The organism is Minwuia sp. IMCC3060 (genome assembly GCF_029909435.1).
GTDB lineage: Bacteria > Pseudomonadota > Alphaproteobacteria > Minwuiales > Minwuiaceae > Minwuia.
In genome coordinates this window covers 1,010,355-1,028,961 of sequence record NZ_CP123782.1, presented here as the reverse complement: position 1 = coordinate 1,028,961, position 18,607 = coordinate 1,010,355, and the positions used below count along the sequence as shown (strand labels likewise).

23 protein-coding genes are annotated in these 18,607 nt (G+C 65.5%); 13 read left to right on the top strand and 10 right to left on the bottom strand.

Going from position 1 to position 18,607, the window contains the following annotated elements; genetic code table 11:
* Positions 1–36: 36 nt before the first annotated feature.
* Together QGV54_RS04860 and QGV54_RS04855 are read right to left on the bottom strand one after the other, a co-directional pair.
* Positions 37–654 (bottom strand): glutathione binding-like protein, encoded by a 618-nt coding sequence (locus QGV54_RS04860; RefSeq protein WP_281017971.1) that lies wholly within the window; start codon positions 652–654, stop codon positions 37–39.
* Positions 655–657: 3 nt separating this feature from the next.
* Positions 658–1,833, bottom strand: coding sequence for a PLP-dependent aspartate aminotransferase family protein (locus QGV54_RS04855; RefSeq protein ID WP_281017972.1), 1,176 nt, complete (start codon positions 1,831–1,833; stop codon positions 658–660).
* A 138-nt stretch (positions 1,834–1,971) separates the two neighbouring features.
* Between QGV54_RS04855 and QGV54_RS04850 the strand changes: the two genes are divergently transcribed.
* A complete protein-coding gene (locus QGV54_RS04850; RefSeq protein WP_281017973.1) occupies positions 1,972–2,331 on the top strand; it encodes a hypothetical protein in 360 nt (119 codons plus the stop codon).
* A 4-nt stretch (positions 2,332–2,335) separates the two neighbouring features.
* Positions 2,336–3,142 (top strand): alpha/beta hydrolase, encoded by an 807-nt coding sequence (locus tag QGV54_RS04845; protein ID WP_281017974.1) that lies wholly within the window; start codon positions 2,336–2,338, stop codon positions 3,140–3,142.
* Positions 3,143–3,161: 19 nt separating this feature from the next.
* Here the strand turns inward: QGV54_RS04845 and QGV54_RS04840 are convergent, their stop codons facing one another.
* Complete coding sequence (locus QGV54_RS04840; protein ID WP_281017975.1) at positions 3,162–3,995, bottom strand: phytanoyl-CoA dioxygenase family protein; 834 nt, start codon at positions 3,993–3,995, stop codon at positions 3,162–3,164.
* Positions 3,996–4,156: 161 nt separating this feature from the next.
* On the opposite strand from QGV54_RS04840, the gene QGV54_RS04835 reads away from it, so the two are divergent.
* A complete protein-coding gene (locus tag QGV54_RS04835) occupies positions 4,157–5,305 on the top strand; it encodes an acyl-CoA dehydrogenase family protein (protein ID WP_281017976.1) in 1,149 nt (382 codons plus the stop codon).
* Positions 5,306–5,311: 6 nt separating this feature from the next.
* Here QGV54_RS04835 and QGV54_RS04830 read toward each other — a convergent pair whose 3' ends face one another.
* The 6 genes from QGV54_RS04830 to QGV54_RS04805 form a co-directional block, all read right to left on the bottom strand.
* Positions 5,312–5,821 (bottom strand): DUF2155 domain-containing protein, encoded by a 510-nt coding sequence (locus tag QGV54_RS04830; RefSeq protein WP_281017977.1) that lies wholly within the window; start codon positions 5,819–5,821, stop codon positions 5,312–5,314.
* Complete coding sequence (locus QGV54_RS04825; protein WP_281017978.1) at positions 5,770–6,528, bottom strand: class I SAM-dependent methyltransferase; 759 nt, start codon at positions 6,526–6,528, stop codon at positions 5,770–5,772. Before QGV54_RS04825 ends, QGV54_RS04830 begins: the two co-directional genes overlap by 52 nt.
* Complete coding sequence (gene mlaD, locus QGV54_RS04820; protein ID WP_281017979.1) at positions 6,525–6,977, bottom strand: outer membrane lipid asymmetry maintenance protein MlaD; 453 nt, start codon at positions 6,975–6,977, stop codon at positions 6,525–6,527. The genes QGV54_RS04825 and mlaD overlap by 4 nt, the downstream gene beginning before the upstream one ends.
* Before the next feature lie 41 nt (positions 6,978–7,018).
* On the bottom strand, positions 7,019–7,366 hold the full coding sequence (locus tag QGV54_RS04815) for an NADH:ubiquinone oxidoreductase subunit NDUFA12 (protein ID WP_281017980.1): 348 nt from the start codon (positions 7,364–7,366) through the stop codon (positions 7,019–7,021).
* A 106-nt stretch (positions 7,367–7,472) separates the two neighbouring features.
* Positions 7,473–8,996, bottom strand: a complete 1,524-nt coding sequence (glpD, locus tag QGV54_RS04810) for a glycerol-3-phosphate dehydrogenase (RefSeq protein ID WP_281020073.1) — start codon at positions 8,994–8,996, stop codon at positions 7,473–7,475.
* Positions 8,997–9,106: 110 nt separating this feature from the next.
* A complete protein-coding gene (locus tag QGV54_RS04805) occupies positions 9,107–9,397 on the bottom strand; it encodes a hypothetical protein (protein ID WP_281017982.1) in 291 nt (96 codons plus the stop codon).
* Between the two features lie 79 nt (positions 9,398–9,476).
* Here QGV54_RS04805 and QGV54_RS04800 point away from each other — a divergent pair, with 79 nt between their 5' ends.
* On the top strand, positions 9,477–10,769 hold the full coding sequence (locus tag QGV54_RS04800; protein WP_281017983.1) for a D-arabinono-1,4-lactone oxidase: 1,293 nt from the start codon (positions 9,477–9,479) through the stop codon (positions 10,767–10,769).
* Positions 10,770–10,813: 44 nt separating this feature from the next.
* Here the strand turns inward: QGV54_RS04800 and purB are convergent, their stop codons facing one another.
* A complete protein-coding gene (gene purB / locus QGV54_RS04795; protein ID WP_281017984.1) occupies positions 10,814–12,115 on the bottom strand; it encodes an adenylosuccinate lyase in 1,302 nt (433 codons plus the stop codon).
* A 170-nt stretch (positions 12,116–12,285) separates the two neighbouring features.
* Here purB and QGV54_RS04790 point away from each other — a divergent pair, with 170 nt between their 5' ends.
* The 9 genes from QGV54_RS04790 (at position 12,286) to QGV54_RS04750 (ending at position 18,606) form a co-directional block, all read left to right on the top strand.
* On the top strand, positions 12,286–12,504 hold the full coding sequence (locus QGV54_RS04790) for a hypothetical protein (protein WP_281017985.1): 219 nt from the start codon (positions 12,286–12,288) through the stop codon (positions 12,502–12,504).
* Positions 12,504–12,812, top strand: coding sequence for a hypothetical protein (locus tag QGV54_RS04785; RefSeq protein WP_281017986.1), 309 nt, complete (start codon positions 12,504–12,506; stop codon positions 12,810–12,812). The genes QGV54_RS04790 and QGV54_RS04785 overlap by 1 nt, the downstream gene beginning before the upstream one ends.
* A 98-nt stretch (positions 12,813–12,910) precedes the next feature.
* On the top strand, positions 12,911–13,867 hold the full coding sequence (locus tag QGV54_RS04780) for a DMT family transporter (protein ID WP_281017987.1): 957 nt from the start codon (positions 12,911–12,913) through the stop codon (positions 13,865–13,867).
* On the top strand, positions 13,864–14,466 hold the full coding sequence (locus tag QGV54_RS04775) for a glutathione S-transferase family protein (protein ID WP_281017988.1): 603 nt from the start codon (positions 13,864–13,866) through the stop codon (positions 14,464–14,466). Before QGV54_RS04780 ends, QGV54_RS04775 begins: the two co-directional genes overlap by 4 nt.
* 3 nt (positions 14,467–14,469) lie before the next feature.
* A complete protein-coding gene (locus QGV54_RS04770; RefSeq protein WP_281017989.1) occupies positions 14,470–15,246 on the top strand; it encodes an SDR family oxidoreductase in 777 nt (258 codons plus the stop codon).
* Positions 15,247–15,350: 104 nt separating this feature from the next.
* Positions 15,351–16,577, top strand: a complete 1,227-nt coding sequence (locus QGV54_RS04765) for a CoA transferase (RefSeq protein ID WP_281017990.1) — start codon at positions 15,351–15,353, stop codon at positions 16,575–16,577.
* 4 nt (positions 16,578–16,581) lie between these two features.
* Positions 16,582–17,046, top strand: coding sequence for a MaoC family dehydratase N-terminal domain-containing protein (locus tag QGV54_RS04760; protein ID WP_281017991.1), 465 nt, complete (start codon positions 16,582–16,584; stop codon positions 17,044–17,046).
* Positions 17,047–17,050: 4 nt separating this feature from the next.
* Positions 17,051–17,911, top strand: a complete 861-nt coding sequence (locus QGV54_RS04755; RefSeq protein WP_281017992.1) for a mechanosensitive ion channel domain-containing protein — start codon at positions 17,051–17,053, stop codon at positions 17,909–17,911.
* Between the two features lie 65 nt (positions 17,912–17,976).
* Positions 17,977–18,606, top strand: a complete 630-nt coding sequence (locus QGV54_RS04750; protein WP_281017993.1) for a TetR/AcrR family transcriptional regulator — start codon at positions 17,977–17,979, stop codon at positions 18,604–18,606.
* Position 18,607 lies beyond the last annotated feature (1 nt).

The following is an 18,607-nucleotide window of genomic DNA, read 5'->3' as shown; positions in this document are numbered from 1 at the left end:
CGTTGGCGACGGTGACGGCGGCGCGCGTGTGCCCGGTCAGGGAACCTCGAAACCCTTCCTGACCGGCTCACGCGCCCAGATGCGGTCGTACCAGTCCTTCAGGTTGGGGAAATCCTCCAGCTTCTGGCCGTGCCATTCGTGGCGCGCGATCCAGGGGAAGGAGGCGATGTCGGCAATGGTGTACTCGCCCGCCGCCAGCCAGCCTGTGGCGGCGACCTGGCGGTCCAGCACGCCGTAGAGCCGCGCGGTCTCGTTGGTGTAGCGATCAACCGCGTAGGGAATGGTTTCGGGGGCGAAACGGCGGAAATGATGCGCCTGCCCCAGCATCGGCCCCAGTCCCCCCATCTGCCACATCAGCCACTGCATCGTGTCGGTGAACTTCCGCGGATCCGTGGGCAGGAACTTTCCCGTCTTCTGCGCCAGGTAGATCAGGATCGCCCCGGTCTCGAAGACGCTGATCGGTTTGCCGTCCGGGCCATCTGAATCGACAATCGCCGGGATCTTGTTGTTCGGCGAGATCTTCAGGAAATCAGGCGCGAACTGCTCGTCCTTGGAGATGTTCACGGCGAACGCCTGATAGGGCAGTCCGCATTCCTCCAGCATTACCGAGACCTTGCGTCCGTTCGGCGTGCCCCATGTGTAGAGATCGATCATCACTCACTCCCCGTCCTTTTCCGTTGTTTCATTCCAGGCCGTTGCGGACAGGGCCTGCGCCAGGTCCGCTCTCAGGTCTTCCAGAGCCTCGATCCCGACGGACAGCCGCAGCAGGTCGTCCGGTGCCTGACTGGTGGGTCCCTCGACCGTGCGGCGGTGCTCCACCAGGCTCTCCACGCCGCCCAGCGACGTGGCGCGGCGGAACAGCGTCAACTGTCCCTTCACCGCCCGCGCCCGCGCCTCCCCGCCGCCTGTCCGGACCGAGAGCATGGTGCCGAAGCCACCGACCATCTGCCGCGCGGCGACGGCATGTCCCGGATGGCCCGGCAGCCCCGGATAGAGGACAGCGGCCACGTCTTCACGGGCATCCAGCCATTCGGCAAGGGCAGCGGCGTTCTGCATCGCCCGCTCCATGCGCACGAACAGGGTCCGCATGCCACGGGCCAGCAGCCAGGCCTCGAACGGCCCGATGACCGCCCCGGCCAGCCGCCGTTCCTCCTTCGCGCCCTGCCACAGGGGATCATCCACATTGCCCGTCACCAGCGCCCCGGCCAGCACGTCCGAATGGCCGTTCAGCGCCTTCGTGGCCGAATGCATGACAATGTCCGCCCCCAGTTCCAGCGGACGGGTCAGCACCGGGGTCGGCACCGTGTTGTCCACCGCCAGGGTCGCCCCGCAGGCCCTGCAGGCCTGTGCCACGGCAGCGATGTCGGTCACGGTCCAGAGCGGGTTCGAAGGCGTCTCGACCCAGACCAGCCGGGCGGGTTCTCTCGACAGGGCGGCGACATAGTCAGCCGCGTCATTGCCGACCAGTTCCACCCGCAGGCCGAAGCGTTCCGCGAAGCCCTGCACCCAGACCTGCAGCGCGAAATACATCACCCGGGGCAGGATCACCCGGTCCCCGTGGCGCAGGGCCTTGAACAGGGATGCCGCCGCCGCCATGCCGGAGGCGAACAGCATGGCCTCCGCCCCCCGCTCCAGCGTGCAGAGCATTTCCTCCGCCACGTCGAAGCCCGGATTGTCGTCGCGGCTGTAGACCGCGCCGCCGGGCAGGGACATGTCCGGGTCGCGTTCATAGGTGGTGGCTGGAAAGATTCCGGGGGCCAGGCCACGGGAGGCGGCTTCCACATGGCCCGCGGCCTGGGCGACCACGGTTTCCGGTGACTGCTGCTTTTTCATCTCTTCCCCGTCGCCGCCATTGCGGGCCGCTTGGGTCCGGCCTCGCATTCGTGATATGGCGCAGGGTAGACGAGATTCCAGCGCCCTGTCAGAGACCATTTCTGGCGCCGCGCGCACCCCGGATGGAGACTGTTGAGAATGAGCATTGATCGTGACGCCCTGCTTGCCGCACTGGACGCGCTGGGTGGAGTGGACGACCAGACCGTACTGAGCGCGGCCCGCGCCGCCGCTGCCATGCTGGATCAGGCTGCGCTGGAGTGGGAGGAAGTGCTGGTGGAACGCCTGCCCGGCACCGCCGTCAGCAGCGCCCCGGCCATCGAGGTCGGAGAGGACGACGACTCCATCCGCAGCGCGATCGAGGCCATGCTGGCCCGACCGTCCCTGCATGACGGCACGCGGGAGGATCTGGAGGACTTCCTGCGTGAACTGGAGGCCGGTGAGCTGGCTCAGGAAGACCGCACCTATATCGCCGCACTGTACCAGCGCTTGCAGGACTGACCGGATGCCTTTCGCGAATGTCCGGGGGATCGAGATCTATCACGAGGTCCATGGCAATGGCCCGCGTGTCCTGTACATCAGCGGAACCGGCAGCGACCTGCGCCGTCAACCGAATGTCTTTGCTGTTCCGGGTATCGACCGCCTGACCGTCTGTGCCTACGACCATTGCCTGATGGGGCGGTCGACGATTACCGAACAAGACCCGACGATGGATGACTTCGCGGACGATGCTCTCGCCCTGCTGGATCACCTGGGCTGGGACGACTGCGCGGTGGCTGGTGTCTCCTTTGGCGGCATGGTCGCGCAGCATCTGGCGGCGCGGCTGGGTTCACGGCTGAACCGGCTGGTGCTGTGCTGCACCAGTCCGGGCGGCGCAGGCGGCGCGTCCTTTCCGCTGCACGAACTCGGTGAGCTGGACGCGGACGCATTCGCCGAACGGATGCTGACGCTGGCCGACAATCGCCGGGACGCCGCCTGCCGCGCCGCGAACCCCGAAAAGGCCCGCCAGATGGTCGAGTTCTACCAGACCAGCGCCCGTGCGAACCGGGAGGACCCGGTGAGACGCGCGGCGCAGAACCGTCAGCTCGCTGCCCGCGCCGGCCACGACGCCTGGGACATCCTGCCCACGATCACCGCCCCGACGCTGATCTGCGGCGGCAGGTACGATGACATCGCGCCGACCGCACGGGCGGAGGCGATGCTGAACCGGCTGCCCGACGCGGAGATGAAGGAATTCGAGGGCGGTCACCTGTTCATGATGGAAGACCGCGCGGCATGGCCAGCGATGATGGATTTCCTGCTGGCTGGCTGAACAGCCCGCGTCTCGGCGCTCAGTCGCGTGCGGTTTCGACGTCCGTGCCGGAGTAGAGCGCCTCGAGCTGACCCTTCATCGCATGCTCATGGGCGGCCAGGGCGTTCCTGTCCAGGTCCAGCACCGGCGCCTGTTCCAGGTCGAAGTGGCCGAACTGGTCGATGCCCCGCACCAGGGTGGCGCTGCGGGCCGCCTTCACCGGTTTCACATGGGCGCCGATATAGCGGATGGCGAAGCCGATGCGCCGGTTGGCGGTCCTGTTCGGCTCTGACCCATGCGCCAGCCGGATGTGGTGCAGTGAGAACTCACCGGCCTGGAGCGGCACGGAAACCGCATCCGACAGGTCCAGATCCCCGTCGATCACCTGCCCCCGGGTCAGCAGGTTCTTCGGGTGAAACGTGTCGCTGTGGGCGATCTGCCCACCCAGATGGCTGCCGGGCTTGAACTTCATCGCACCGGACTCGACGGGCGCGTCGGACAGGGCGACCCAGGCGGTGACCACGTCCGGCGGCTCGAGCCCCCAGTAGGTCGAATCCTGATGCCAGGAGACGAAGCTCTCGTCGCCCGGTTCCTTGATGAAGAAATTGGTGCTCCAGCAGAGGATGTCCGGACCCAGCACATCCTCCACCGCATCGAGGATGCGCGGATGCCGGATCAGTTCGCTGGCCCAGGTGAACAGCAGATGCACCTTGTGGCGCATGTTGGACTGGATCGGCCCGCCCGTCTCCGCCTCGTAGCTTTCAAGGCGATGGCGGTAGGCGTCAGCGGTTTCCGGCGCGAAGGCGCGCAGGGGAAAGACGAACCCGTCACGCTGGTAGTCCGCGACCTGCTGTTCGCTCAGAAACCGCGTCATTGCTCTCGCGCTCCTCACATCCGCAGTGCCGAACCTTATGCCCTCGTCCCGACGCAGGACAATGGTATTCGGACATGCCCGCCATCTGTCGTGTTTCATTCCCATCGCGGCAACGGGATCGTAGGGTGCGAAAAAACATTGTCGCTCAGGGGAGGCTGCTCGTGGCATTCGAGGTCGAACTGTCGAAGTCGGAACGTGAACTGGTTGATGTGGCGCAGAAGTTCACTGCGGAACATGTGACACCGAACGCGGGGGACTGGGAACGCGACCGTATCTATCCGCGCGATGCCCAACTGGAAGCCGCCGCCCGCGGCCTTGGCGGTGTGCTGGTGCCACAGGCTGACGGCGGCAAGGGCGCAAGCTTCAGCGCGGCCTGCCGTGTCTTCGAGGAACTGGCCTCCGGCTGCATGGCCTTCACCTTCAGCATGGTCGTGCACAACAATTTCGCACTCAGCCTGGCCAGCAATGGCTCCGACGCGCTGAAGCAGAAGTTCCTGCCGGATCTGATTGCCTGCCGGAAGATCGGTGCCTTCCTGCTGACGGAGCCGGGCATGGGCTCCGACGCCCAGGCTGTCGCCTGCATGGCCCGCCCCGACGGTGACGGCTGGGTACTGGATGGCGAGAAGGCCTGGATCTCAAGCGCCAGCCAAGCCGGTGTCCTGTCGATCTACGCACAGACCGATCCCGCAAAGGGCTGGCGCGGCATCATGTGCTTCATGATCGAGGCGGAGCGCGCGGGCGTGCATCGCGTCGGTCCCTATGCCATGGCGGGCGGGCACGCGCTCGGAACCGGCGGCTTCCGGTTCGAGGGTGTGCGCCTGACGCAGGATGACGTGCTGATCCCGCAGGAAGCGGCGTTCAAGGCCGCCATGGGGGGCATCGATTCCGCCCGCTTCTTCGTGGCTGCCATGTGCACAGGGATGCTGCGTGCGGCACTGGCACGAAGCCTGGACTATGTCGCGGAGCGTCCTGCCTTCGGCAAGACGGTGGGCGACTTTCAGGGCATCCAGTGGATGCTGGCCGATGTGGCCACGGACCTGGAGGCAACGCGGCTGCTGACCTACAGCGCCGCAGCCCGCTGGGACGCAGGCGTGAACGCGAGCATGGAGGCGGCGCACGCCAAGAAGTTCGCCACCCGCGCGGCCCTGACCCGGCTGGCCGACTGCATGCAGGTCATGGGCGCCAACGGTTTCATGGTGAACGAGGTCGCGGCCCGCCACTTCGCCTGCGCCAAGATGGCCCAGTACATGGATGGCACGACCGAGATCCAGAACGTGGTCATCGCGCGCGGCCTGCAGAAGTCGCGCTGACGCGGGTCAGTCCGCTTCCGTCTCGGTCTCCGATGACGCTTCGTCGCCTTCGCCGGCCTCCGGTTCGGGCTCTGGCGGTTCCGGATGACGGCAGCCGACGACCCAGACGTCATAGACCGGATGCTCGAGCGGGTTCAGCGCAGGGCTGGACGCGATCATCCAGCCGGTGAACAGGCGCACCGCCGCGCGGGAATCCGGTACCTCCTCGATCTCCAGGAACGCGAAGGTCTCCGGCGGCTCCTCCGGCGGGCGGGTCCGGCAATAGCGGACCGTGACATTCAGCGTGCCGAAGCGGATCGGTTCATCGACGGGCACTTCCAGATCGACCGTCCGCGCCGTGACCTTGTCGAGGGCGCGCAGGATCGCGATGCGGCCCGTCGCATCTTCGGCGCGGGCGGCGTCAAAGGTCTCGCCCTGCCCTTCCGTGATGATCTGCGCACGGGTTGGCGCGGCCGGCAGGACCGCTAGTCCGAGCGCGAGGCCGAGAAGCGCAATCTGACGTAGTCTGCTGTCCATCGTCCCTCACTGTCACAAAGCACCGACCGCAGCAGTTCCACGGCCTCCGCCCTGGCCGAAGCCCGGTCCTGCGGTGACAGCGTCGCGAAGAAGCTGTCGGCGAACGTGTCCATCCAGCCACCGACATCCGTCGGCAACGGTGTGGGACGCGGGATCAGCTCGGCTGAATGCACCTCGAAACCCGCCGCGCGCAGCAGGGCGCTGTATTCATCCGGCGTCGGAAAGTACCAGGGGCTGAGTGCGGCACCATCAATGCCGTACCGGCCCAGCACAGCAATCAGCGCCGTCCTGATCGCCGCGACATTTCCATGCCCGCCAAATTCGGCAACAAAACGACCACCCGGTTTCAGGGCGCGGTGAACCCCCGCAACGACTTCTGCCGGACGGGTCATCCAGTGCAGGGCGGCGTTGGAGAAGACGGCATCGAAGGCGTTGCTGAAGGCAAGCGCGTGTCCGTCCACCACATGCGCGTCCAGCCCGCGTGCCTGTGCGGCAGCGATCATGTCGGCACCGGCATCGACGCCGACGACCTGACAGCCCGCCGCGACCAGCTTCTCCGTCAGGACACCGTCGCCGCAGCCGAGGTCCAGAATGTGCTCACCGGGTTGCGGGTTCAGCAGTTCCAGTACAGGGGTGCCAAGTACCGCGACAAATCCCGCATGCTGCTGATAGCGATCCGGCTGCCAGTCCTGGCTCTGCTGGGTCACTGGTTGCTGCTTCCACCGGAATAGATCGCCTGTCCCACCAGATCCATGATGTTGACCGAGCCCTGCGCGAAACGGAAGGAATCCCCCGCATTCAGGTTGGCCTCGTCACCGCCCGGTTCGACCGACAGGAACGTGTCACCCAGCAGGCCGTCGGCCAGCACGCGGATGGAGGAATCAGCGGGTATCTTCACGTCGGAGGCGATGTTGAGCCGGACCAGCGCCAGATAGGTCGGCGATTCCAGTTCGGTCGATTTGACGGACCCGATCTTGATTCCGCTCAGCCGCACATCGGCACCGGTGGTCACGCCGTTCACCTTGTCGAACTTGGCGACAAGCTCATAGCCGGTGCCAGGCGCGATATCGGCGGTGCGGTAGGCGAAGATCAGGAACATGGCCGCGATGGCGATCACCACGGCCCCGATCACGGTTTCGACGATATTGTTGGACATGCGTGTGACTGCCCCCGTGTTCGGATGAAATGCCCTGCTGATCAGCCCTCGGGCGACCAGGCTTCGTAGTCACCGGTTGCGGCGGCGCGCTTGGCCCCCTTGGTGACATGACCCGCGGGACGATAGGCGTGCGGCGTGCCGGTCAGATTGGGCTGGTGCAGCTTTTCCCATTCCCGCAGATCCGGCGCCGACTGCGGTATTGCATCCGTGGTGCGATGCAGCCAGGCGTTCCACTGCGACGGTACTTTCGAGCCTTCGACAATGCCCTTGTAGACGACCCAGCGGCGCCCGGTTCCGCGACGGTCCTCATAATAGCGATTGCCGAACTGGTCCTCACCGACCTGCTTGCCGTTTCGCCAGGTGAAGAACCGTGTACCGATGTGTGCCATGTTCGCGACCGCTCCATGCAGGACAGGACGAGGAATTCTGCGCCGGACTATGCCGAAACGGGTCTTGTCCGTCCAGTGCCCAACCACCGGCCCGAGGGCTGCCGTGTCAGGTGTCGTCGGCGGATGTCGCGTGCGGCGGCACGACGGCCGCGATCCAGTCCGCCAGCCGCGACCTCTGCGCCTCATCCAGATGCAGCGCCAGCTTGGTCCGGCGATAGAGCACATCATCCGCGCAGGTGACCCATTCCCGGTCGATCAGGTGGCGGATCTCCGCCTCGTAGAGTCCGGCGCCGAAGTGCAGCCCCAGTCCTTCCTCGCCGCCCGGCCGGTCCAGTATGTCGCGCGCAAGAGTGCCATAGAGGCGCGCCAGCCTGTGAACGATTGCCGGGTCCAGGTAATCGAAGGCGGCCTGCAGTTCCGCAACATAGGTATCGAACCCCGTGACCGGGATGTCGCCGCCGGGCAGGGTCGTACCCGCCGTCCAGGGTTTCGACGTCGATCCCAGCAGGGTGTCGATCTTCCCGTTCACCTCCTCGGAAAGGCGGCGGAAGGTGGTGATCTTGCCGCCGAAGACATTGACCAGCGGCGCGCCGGTGTCCCTGTCCGTGGTCAGCACGTAGTCCCGCGTCGCCTCCTGCGCCTTCGAGGCGCCATCGTCATAGAGCGGGCGGACCGCGGAGTAGGTCCAGACAATGTCATCGACGGAGACCGGCTTCCTGAAGTAGGCGCTGACCGCCTCCGTCAGGTAGGTCTTCTCCTCGTCCGAGATCCGGATGTCTGCGGGATCGCCGCCATAGTCACGATCCGTCGTGCCGATCAGGGTGTAGTCCCCCTCGTAGGGAATCGCGAAGACGATCCGGCCATCCGCATTCTGGAAGATGTAGCAGCGGTCATGATCGAACAGCCGTGGCACCACGATGTGGCTGCCCTGGACCAGCCGGACGTTGTGGCTGTTGTTGCGCCCGACAACACCGCCGATCACGTGATCCACCCAGGGGCCTGCCGCGTTCACCAAGACATTGGCCGTAACCGTGTGCACCGTCCCGTTGCGCTGGTCCGCCATCTCCACCAGCCACTTGCCGTCGCTGGCGCGGGCGGAGGTCACGCGCGTGCGGGTGCGGACCACGGCCCCCCTGTCCGCCGCGTCGCGGGCGTTCAGCAGGACCAGCCGGGCATCATCGACCCAGCAGTCGGAATATTCGAAGCCCTTCACGAACGCCTCGTGCAACGGCGCGCCCAGCGGGTCGGTCCGCAGGTCCAGCGTCCGCGTCGATGGCAGCAGCTTCCGCCCCCCGAGGTTGTCATAGAGAAACAGGCCGAGCCGCAGCATCCAGGCCGGGCGCAGGCCACGATGATGCGGCAGCACGAACCGCAGCGGCCAGATGATCTGCGGCGCCATGGACCAGAGCGTCTCCCGCTCCATCAGGGATTCGCGCACCAGACGGAACTCATAATGTTCCAGATAGCGCAGTCCCCCATGGATCAGCTTCGTCGATCCGGAGGACGTGCCCTGGGCAAGGTCATTCATCTCGGCCAGCATGACCGTCCGGCCACGGCCCACCGCGTCACGCGCAATGCCACAGCCATTGATGCCTCCACCGATGACGAAGATGTCGAAATGTTCCGTCATTGGCCTCTCATCCGGTCTGGACCAGCGTGCGGGGCGCCGCTGTCATCCGGACCCTGCCCGTGTTCTGGAATGTCCGGGCGGGAATATGCAAGCAATTACGTCAGGTGCCCTCAGTCGAGTCCCTTGATCAGCCGCTGGAGGTAGCTCTGGCGACCGGCACGTGCACGGATTTCCTCCGGGTCCGCGTCCTCCCGCTCCCCCAGCGCATCCTCCAGATAGTCGATCAGGGCGCGATAGACCTGCCGGCGGGGCCTGGAGATCTTGTCGACAAAGGTCTCGACCGACAGCCGGTCGATCAGCGCCTGCACCTCCGCAGGGTCGGAGCGCCAGGCCGTGCCCAGCAGACTCCTGATGGTTTCCAGGCGCTTCTCGGCCATTTCCTGGTGCGCATCGTCAGTCACGGGCATTCTCCCCCTGCCACCGAGGCGATCAGCCTCCTATGATCCGGTCAGCAACCAACAGTGCGGACGGTGGATCGGCATGGCAAGCAGCAACTGGCAGAACTGGTCCGGGCATGTCCGCGCGACGCCGGCAGCGATTTTCCGCCCCTCCGACCATGCGGCGCTCTCGGCCAGACTCGGCGAAAGCCGGGGACGGGTACGTATCGTCGGATCGGGCCACTCCTTCACCCCCCTCGCCGCCACGGACCATACCCTGGTCAGCCTCAGCGGGATCGAAGGGACGGTCCTTTCCTGCGACCCGTCCGCCGCCACCGCACGGCTGCAGGCCGGGGCCAGCCTGAATGCCCTTTCACGGGATCTGCAGGAACTTGGTCTGGCTTTCCGCAATCTCGGCGACATCGACGCGCAGTCGCTGGCCGGGGCCACGTCCACCGGCACCCATGGCACCGGCTCGGACTTCCCCTGCCTGTCAGCGGAGATGCAGCAGATCACGCTGGTCACGGCGACCGGCGAAACGGTGACGGCGAGCGAGGAGAATGGCGCCGATCTGCTGCATGCGGCACGCATCGCGCTGGGCAGCCTGGGAATCATTGTCGAGGCGGAGGTCTCCCTGCAACCGGCCTACCGGCTGCATCGGCGCACCTTCGCCCGCCCGCTGAAGGACACGCTGGCCACCGCGATGGACAGTTGGGCGCAGCACCGGAACTTCGAATTCTTCTGCCTGCCGTTCTGCGATCACGCCTTCAACATTGTCCACGACACCACCGATGAGCCGGATTCGGGCGCGAAGGACAACAGTGACAGCAATGCGGTGAAGCAGCTGAAACTGCTGCGCGACCTGCTGGGCTGGGCATCCCCGCTCCGGCGCGCGGTCCTCAACAAGGTCGCCAGGAGCCAGAAACCGGAGGACATCATCGGCCCGAGCTGGGCGATGCTGGCCAACGAACGCAACAATCCCTTCAACGAGATGGAATATCACCTGCCGGTCGATCAGGGGCTGGAGGCGCTGGAGGAAGTGCTTTCCGTGATCGAACGCGAACGGCGCGACGTGTTCTTTCCCGTCGAATGCCGCATGACCAGAGGCGATGACGCCTGGCTGAGCCCGTTTCAGGGCGGTCCGCGCATCTCCGTCGCTGTCCATGCCTGGCATCTTGATCGCTTCGACTGGTTCTTCGAACACATCGAACCGATTTTCCGCCGTCGCGGCGGCCGCCCGCACTGGGGCAAGATGCACTCCCTGCAGGCCGACGACCTGCGACAGCTCTACCCGGACTTCGAGCGTTTCACGAAACTGCGCCGCGAACTCGACCCGGCGGGCCGTTTCCTGAACCCCTATCTGGCGGACCTTTGGGGTGAGCCGTTCGAGACGTGAAACATCTGGATCGCGCTCCGGCCCGGCGCGGGTGAAACGGCTGCCTACTCCCCGAACACGCGCGCGAAGATCGTATCGACGTGTTTCAGGTGGTAGCCAAGGTCGAACATGGACTCCAGGGCCTCATCACTCAGCGCCGCACTCACCTCCGGGTCCGCCTTCAGCAGGGCCAGCAGATCGGCCTTGCCATCCGCTTCCCAGACCTTCATGGCGTTGCGCTGCACCAGACGATAGGCGTCCTCACGGCTGACACCCGCCTGGGTCAGGGCCAGCAGCACGCGCTGCGAATGGATCAGACCGCCCAGCCGGTTCATGTTGGCCAGCATCCGCTCCGGATAGACCACCAGCTTCTCGACCACGCCCGACAGCCGCGCCAGCGCGAAGTCCAGGGTGACAGTGACATCGGGACCGATCATGCGCTCGACGGATGAATGCGAGATATCGCGCTCATGCCAGAGCGCCACGTTCTCCATCGCCGGGATGACCTGGGCGCGGACATAGCGCGCCAGCCCCGTCAGGTTCTCGGTCAGCACGGGATTGCGCTTGTGCGGCATGGCGGAGGAGCCCTTCTGGCCCGGCGAGAAATATTCCTCCGCCTCCAGGACCTCCGTCCGCTGCAGATGCCGGATCTCCGTCGCCAGCCGCTCGACGGAAGAGGCTATGACTCCCATGACGGCGAAGAACATGGCGTGGCGGTCGCGCGGGATGACCTGTGTCGAGACCGGTTCCACCGTCAGGCCCAGCTTCTCCGCAACATGCGCTTCGACGTTCGGGTCGATGTTGGCGAAGGTGCCCACCGCGCCGCTGATGGCGCAGGTCGCGACTTCGGCGCGGGCCTGCACCAGCCGCTCCCGATTGCGCGCGAACTCGGCGTAGTAGGTGGCCAGCGTCACGCCAAAGGTCGTCGGCTCGGCGTGGATGCCGTGGCTGCGGCCGACCTTGACGCTCATCCGGTGCTCCATCGCCCGCTTCTTCAGGGCGGCGAGCAACTGGTCGATGTCGGCGAGCAGGATGTCCGCCGCCTGCGTCATCTGAACGGCCAGGCAGGTGTCCAGCACGTCGGAGGAAGTCATGCCCTGATGCACGAAGCGGGCTTCCTCCCCCACATGCTCGGCCAGGGAGGTCAGGAAGGCGATGACGTCGTGCTTCACCTCCCGCTCGATCTCGTCGATCCGGTCCACGTCGAAGCCGCCCCGGTCCCAGACCGCCTTCGCCGCATCCGCGGGCACGATACCGTTCGCCACCTGGGCATCGGTCGCATGGGCCTCGATCTCGAACCAGATGCGGAAACGGTTCTCCGGCGACCAGATGTTCACCATGTCGGGGCGGGAATAGCGCGGGATCATGAGGCTCTCCGTGGCGGGGCAGCGGCGGGGGTGGAGATGCCATCTAGCAGGGTGCCCAGCCCCCCTCAAGCATCGCGTTGTCGCGGGCGGGGGGATGAAATCGCCGCTTTGCGTCCCTATCTCACCTGAAACGGAACAACCGGGGAAATCAGGTGTTTGAAATTGGCTTCTTGGGCTGGATGGTCGTCGTGGGTATCCTGTTCGTCCTGCCGCTCTGGCGAATCTGTGATCGTGCGGGTCTCAGCCCGACGATCTCGCTCTATGCACTGATCCCCTTCGCGGGGCTGCCGCTGGCTCTGGGCTTCATCGCCTTCAGGACATGGCCGTCCGGTGAAGGCCGGATCACCGGGCCTTTCGATGAGTTCGACCGGGTGAGGGATCGCCTCTGATGGAACATCTGCTGCTGCCCGGCTCGCCCGTGGTCTTCATCCTTGCCTGGTTCGGCTGGCGCATAGCGTCAAAGGCCGGATACAGCGGTTTCTGGGGCCTGACGGCCATCATTCCGCCGATCGGCCTGATCGCACTCTGGGTTCTGGCTTCGCAGAAGGAATGGCCGCGCGACCGCCAGCCCGGACAGGGCCGAAATGGTGGGCCGCGACGCGCCGCTTCACGGGCGGCATCAAGCACACCGGCCACCCGCGACCCCGGCGACATCACGATCCGCCGCCCCGGCGGACCGGTCGTCCGCTCCGACTGACCACGAGGACATCCACGGATCAGGTCAGCCCTGACTGAATAGGTGATTGCCTTCCCCCTGCCTGACGCGCGAACCTGCGTCGGGGGGAGACACATCACGTGGGCAAGGACCGAACCGAAATCACCGGCCTGGCGCTGGCGCTGCTGGCCGGAATTTTCCTGGGCAGCGCGGTCGCCGTCGCGCGCTTCGCCTACGAGGGCGGCGCCAGCGGCGTCGTCGTCGCCAGTGTCCGCAGTATCCTGATGACCACGCTGATGGCCGCCTTCATCCTCTATCGCGGCAGCGGCTTCGGCCTGCCGCGAAAGCTGGTGCCGCTGGCCATGTTCAATGGCGTGCTGATGTCGGCCATGACCTACGGCAATATCGGTGCGGTGGAGTTCATCTCTGTCGGGCTTGCCGCCCTGCTGTTCTTCACCTTTCCCGTCATCATCGCCGTCATCGTCACCGTGTTGCGGATCGAGCCCACCAGCCCGCTGAAACTGTTCTCCATCGTCTTCGCCTTTGTCGGCCTGGCGCTGATGCTGGGCAGTTCGGTCGGCGACAGCGACTGGCGGGGTGTCGTCTTCTCCCTCGTCGCCGCCTTCGCGACCGCCACGAACGCGGTCCTGGTGGCCCGGCATTTCCGTGAAGTGAACGTGTTTCTGATGACGTTTCACTTCAGCTGGACCGCGCTTCTGGTTCTGGTGCTCATCGGCATCTTCGTCGCGGATGTACGGTTCCCGGAGACGGCCGGTGGCTGGGGTGGAGTCTTCGGTGTGGCGGTACTGCAGGCTTCGGCCATGCCCATGTACCTCTGGTCCATATCGCATATCGGTGCACTCAAGTCCGGCATGGCGACCAATATCCAGCCCCTGACCTCCATCGGAGAGGCCTGGGTGCTGTTCGACGAAGTGCTCGGCGCATTGCAGGCGCTGGGCGGTGTTCTGGTACTGGGCAGCATCCTGCTCATGCAGTGGGCGGACATGCGCCTGCGTCGGCGGTCGTTGACCTCGGCCCCCGCGCCGGATCAAATGCCGCCGACCGATAGGGTCCTCAAAGGGGAGGGAGAGAAATGAGCAAACTGACAATTCTGGGTCCGGCCGCTTCGCGCGCCATGCGCACGCTCTGGATGGCGGGCGAACTGGGCATCGACTTCGACCACGAGGCTGACATCAACTTCCGTGGCGGCGACTGCCGCAAGCCCGAGTATCTGGCCATCAACCGGGCCGGTCGCGTGCCTGCGATCAAGGACAGCGACATCGGCATGGGTGAATCCTGCGCCATCAACATCTATCTGGCCAAGAAGCACGGCAAGCTGATCCCGACCGATCTGGTGGGCGAGGCCAAGGTTCTGGAATGGTCGTTCTGGGTGATGACCGAGGTCGAGAAGCCCATGCTGAATTACCTGTTCCACGCCGCCATGCTGCCCGAAGACCAGAGGGATCCGAAGGTCGTCGAACAGGCGCTGAAGGACCTGGCCTGGCCGCTGGAGGTGCTGAACACCTACCTGGCTGACCACAAGTGGCTGGTGGGCGACGATTTCTCCGTGGCTGACCTGAACGTCGCGGCGGTGCTCGCCTGGGGCAAGATGGCCAAGTTCGATTTCTCCGCAGTGCCGAACGTCGCCGAATTCGCTGGCCGCTGCCTCAGCCGTCCGGCGGCAAAGGTACGCTGAACGATGAAGCATCTGTTCGACATCACGGGAAAGGTCGCGGTCGTCACCGGCGGCTCGAAGGGCATCGGCAAGGCCATCGCGCAGGCGCTGGCCGCCCATGGGGCGAAGGTCGTCGTGGCGAGCCGCAAGCTGGATGCCTGCCAGGCGGTGGTTGACGGGATCAGGGCCGACGGCGGCGACGCCACCGCGATCTCCTGCAACATCACCAACCGGGAGGATCTGGAGAAGCTGGTCCGGGAATCGGAAGCCGCCTACGGCCAGATCGACATCATGGTGGCCAATGCGGCGGTGAACCCCTTCATGGGGTCCAACCTCGATATCCCCGATGATGCCTTCCAGAAGATCATGACCTGCAACGTGCAGTCGAACCTCTGGCTGGCGCAGATGGTGATCCCCGGCATGCAGGCCCGCAAGGACGGGGCGTTCATCATCGTCTCGTCCATCGGCGGGCTGAAGGGCGACCGGGCACTGGGGGCCTATGCCATCTCGAAGGCGGCGGACTTCCAGTTGGCGCGCAACCTGGCGGTGGAGTTCGGCAAGGACAATATCCGCGTCAACTGTATCGCGCCGGGCCTGGTGAAGACCGACTTTGCCAAGGCCCTCTGGACCGATCCGGAGCGGTCTTCGAAACGGCTGGCGGGAACGCCCATGGCCCGCCTGGGTGAACCGGAGGATCTGGCCGGCATCGCCGTCTACCTCGCCGCCCCGGCCGGGTCCTGGACCACGGGCCAGGTCTTCGTGGTCGATGGCGGCGTCATGGCCGGCGCTTCCGCAGGCTGATCAGGCCGGAAACCTGTCCGGTTCCTGCCCATGCGGGCAGGAACCGGATGGACGGGCGTGGCCGGCGATGCCGCTACGCGACAACGGACCATGGGGAGAATGAAATGGCTCTGGAAACGGAGAACAGGGGACCGCTGGCGGGCTACAGGGTCGTCGATCTGACGCGCATCGTGCTGGGTCCGCTGGCATCGCAGATGCTGGGCGATCTGGGCGCGGACGTGATCAAGGTGGAGGAACCGGCGGGCGACCTGGCCCGGGCCATCGGCACGACACGCAACGCAGGCATGGCCAGCTGTTTCCTGAACTGCAACCGCAACAAGCGCTCCATCTGCCTGGACCTGAAGCAGCCGGAGGGGCTGGCGGCGATGAAGGACCTGGTGAAGACAGCGGATGTCTTCATCCACGCCCTGCGCCCGCAGGCGGTGCGCAAGCTCGGCATCGCCTATGAGGACCTGAAGGCGGTCAATCCGAACCTGGTCTATGTCGGCGCCTATGGTTTCTCCGAAAGCGGTCCCTACGGCCACAAGACCGCGTTCGACGACATCATCCAGGCTGCCTCGGGCGGGGCCTCGATCCAGGGCACGCTGCTGGACCAGCCGCGTTATGTCAGCTTCATCCAGGCCGACAAGACCTGCGGCCTGATGGCCTGCAACGCGGTCGTCGCGGCATTGCTGCACCGGGAACGCACCGGCGAGGGCCAGTTCGTCGAGGTGCCGATGTTCGAGACCATGGTCGGGATGAACATGGTGGAGCATCTGGACGGCGCGACCTATGCCGATGCGGATGGCCCCACCAAGTACGTGCGGCTGATGACCCCCTGGCGCAAACCCTATCCGTCGAAGGATGGCTGGGTCGCGATCCTGCCCTACGACAACCGGCAATGGGCCGTGGTGCTGGAGGCCGCGGGCCGCAAGGACCTGGTCGATCATCCGCACTTCAACAGCTTCGCCGCGCGGCAGACCCATATCGAGGAAGTCTATTCCACCCTGTCGGAACTGGCCGGGGCGCTGACCACCGATGAATGGCTGCAGAAGCTGGAGCCGCATGGCATCCCCTGCACCCGCGTGAACACGCCAGAGGACCTGCTGGTCGATCCGCATCTGGAACAGGTCGGTTTCTGGCAGCACTATGACCACCCGACGGAGGGTGAACTGCGCACCATGAAGTTCCCGGTGAACTTCGAGAAGAGCCCGGTGTCCGTCAGGCGGCACACGCCGCACCTGGGGGAGCAGACGCGGGAAGTGCTGGCCGAGCTCGGCTATGACACCGCCACCATCGAGACGATGCTGACCGCCGGCGCCGCGCGGGAGAAAAAGGAAGTGAAGGTCTGAGACGATGAAACTACTGGGACATGGCTTCTACTGGCAGGACTGGTCGGTCGGCTGGGCCTTCAAGACACAGACCCGCACCATCCGCGGCGAGGACGTGACCGGTTTCACCGGCATGGTCGGCATGACGGAGGAACTGTTCACCAGCGACTGGTACCTGCAGGAGCACACGAACTTCACCGGACGCCTCGTACCCGGCGCCCTGGTCATGTCGATGGCGGAGGGGCTGGTCATTCCGGCGACCATCGCGCGCACCGGCCTCGCCTTCCTCGGCTGTCAGGTCAATGTCACCGGCCCGACCTATGCGGGTGACACGATCCACGTCGAGGGTGTGGTGACGGAGATCAAGCAGGCCAGCAAGGGCAACCGGGCGCTGGTGCGTACCGACAACAAGGTAATCAACCAGAACGGCGATGTGGTCATGACCTATGACCCGCTGCGGATGATGAAGGGCGATCCCGAATTCGACTGAGCCGATGAGCCTACTCAGCGAGGCACTGCAGGATCTGTCATCCACCGAACGGGTTTTGGTGGCACTGGTCGGTGTCGTCTGCGTGCATCTGTTCGTGCGGCTGCTGCGCCATGTCAGCACCAGCGCCATGCGCAGCCGGGTTGCCCGGCGGTCCACCAAGGCGGTGACGCTGATCAGCCTGGTTTCCAGCAGCATTGTCTTCGCGCTCTATTTCGCCGCCTTCGGTTTCGTGCTGACCGAAGCCGGTGTGCCGCTCTCCACCTACGTCGCCAGCGCGTCGATCATCGGCCTGGCCGTCGCCTTCGGTTCGCAGGGCATCGTTCAGGACGTGGTCAGCGGCGTGACCATCATCTTCACGGACCTGTTCGACATCGGCGACGTGATCGAGGTCAGTGGCCAGGTCGGTGTCGTGGAACGTTTCGGCATGCGCTTCACCGTGCTGCGCAATCCATTGGGGGCGGAGGTCTTCGTGCCCAACCGCTCCATCGTCAACGTGGTCTGCTATCCGCGTGGCTACGTCCGTTGCTTCGTGGATTTTTCCCTGCCCGAGGATGCCGAACTCGCGAAGCGGATGGAGGCCGAGGTACGCCTGATGGCGGAGGCTGCAATCGAGCAGTATCCCGGCATCTTCCGCGCGGCGCCGGAGGTGATGGACCGGCTCAGCACCCGGGCAGGCCGTAGCTTCCTGCGCCTGAAGTTCCGTATCTGGCCGGGACGCGGGGCGCCGCTGGAAGGACCATTCCGTCAGGAGCTGATCCAGGTGGCGAAGCGCATCCAGCCTGACTATGCCGACTGGATGGTGGCCGTGAACTTCGAGGTGGAGCGCTATACCCCGCCCCGCAGCAGACGGCAGCTGCCGGAGTGACGGACCGTTGACGCATCTGGACTGATCAGTCTAATAATGGACTAATCAGTCCAGAGGAACGCATCTTGAGCATTGTCGATGGCATTCACGCCGACGCCGGAACTGTCGGAACCCGGACAGCCCCGACGCGGGACCGTCTGATTCGGGCGTTCACCCACCTTGTCCAGCAACGCGGCTATGCGGCGGTGGGGACGGCGGAGGTACTGAAGGTGGCGTCCGCGCCGCGCGGGTCGCTCTATCACCATTTCCCGACCGGCAAGTCCGGGCTGGCTGTCGCTGCGGTGGAAGACATGGTCGAGGCAGTCACGGATGCCCTGCATCGCGCCGCCACGAGCAGGCGGACCCTGCCCGGTCTGCTGCGCGGCATGGCCAGCGCCCGCGCCTCCTGGCTGAAACGCACGGGCTGGTCGGAGGGGCCGCTGCTGACGGTGCTTTCCAATGAGGTCGTGCCGCACGAAGCCGACATCGCCGAAGCCCTGAAGACAGGCAGCGGGGCAATCAGCAGCGCCTTCACGGACCTGTTCATTGCCCGCGGTTTCGCCCCGGGACATGCCCGGCGCAACGCCCGCATGGCGCAGTCGCTGCTGGACGGTGCGATGACCCTGTCGCGCGCCTCACGCTCGACGGATGCCCTTCTGGAAGCGGGCGACTTCCTGGCCACCCGACTAGCCGATCCAGCCAGCAGAGGAACCTGAG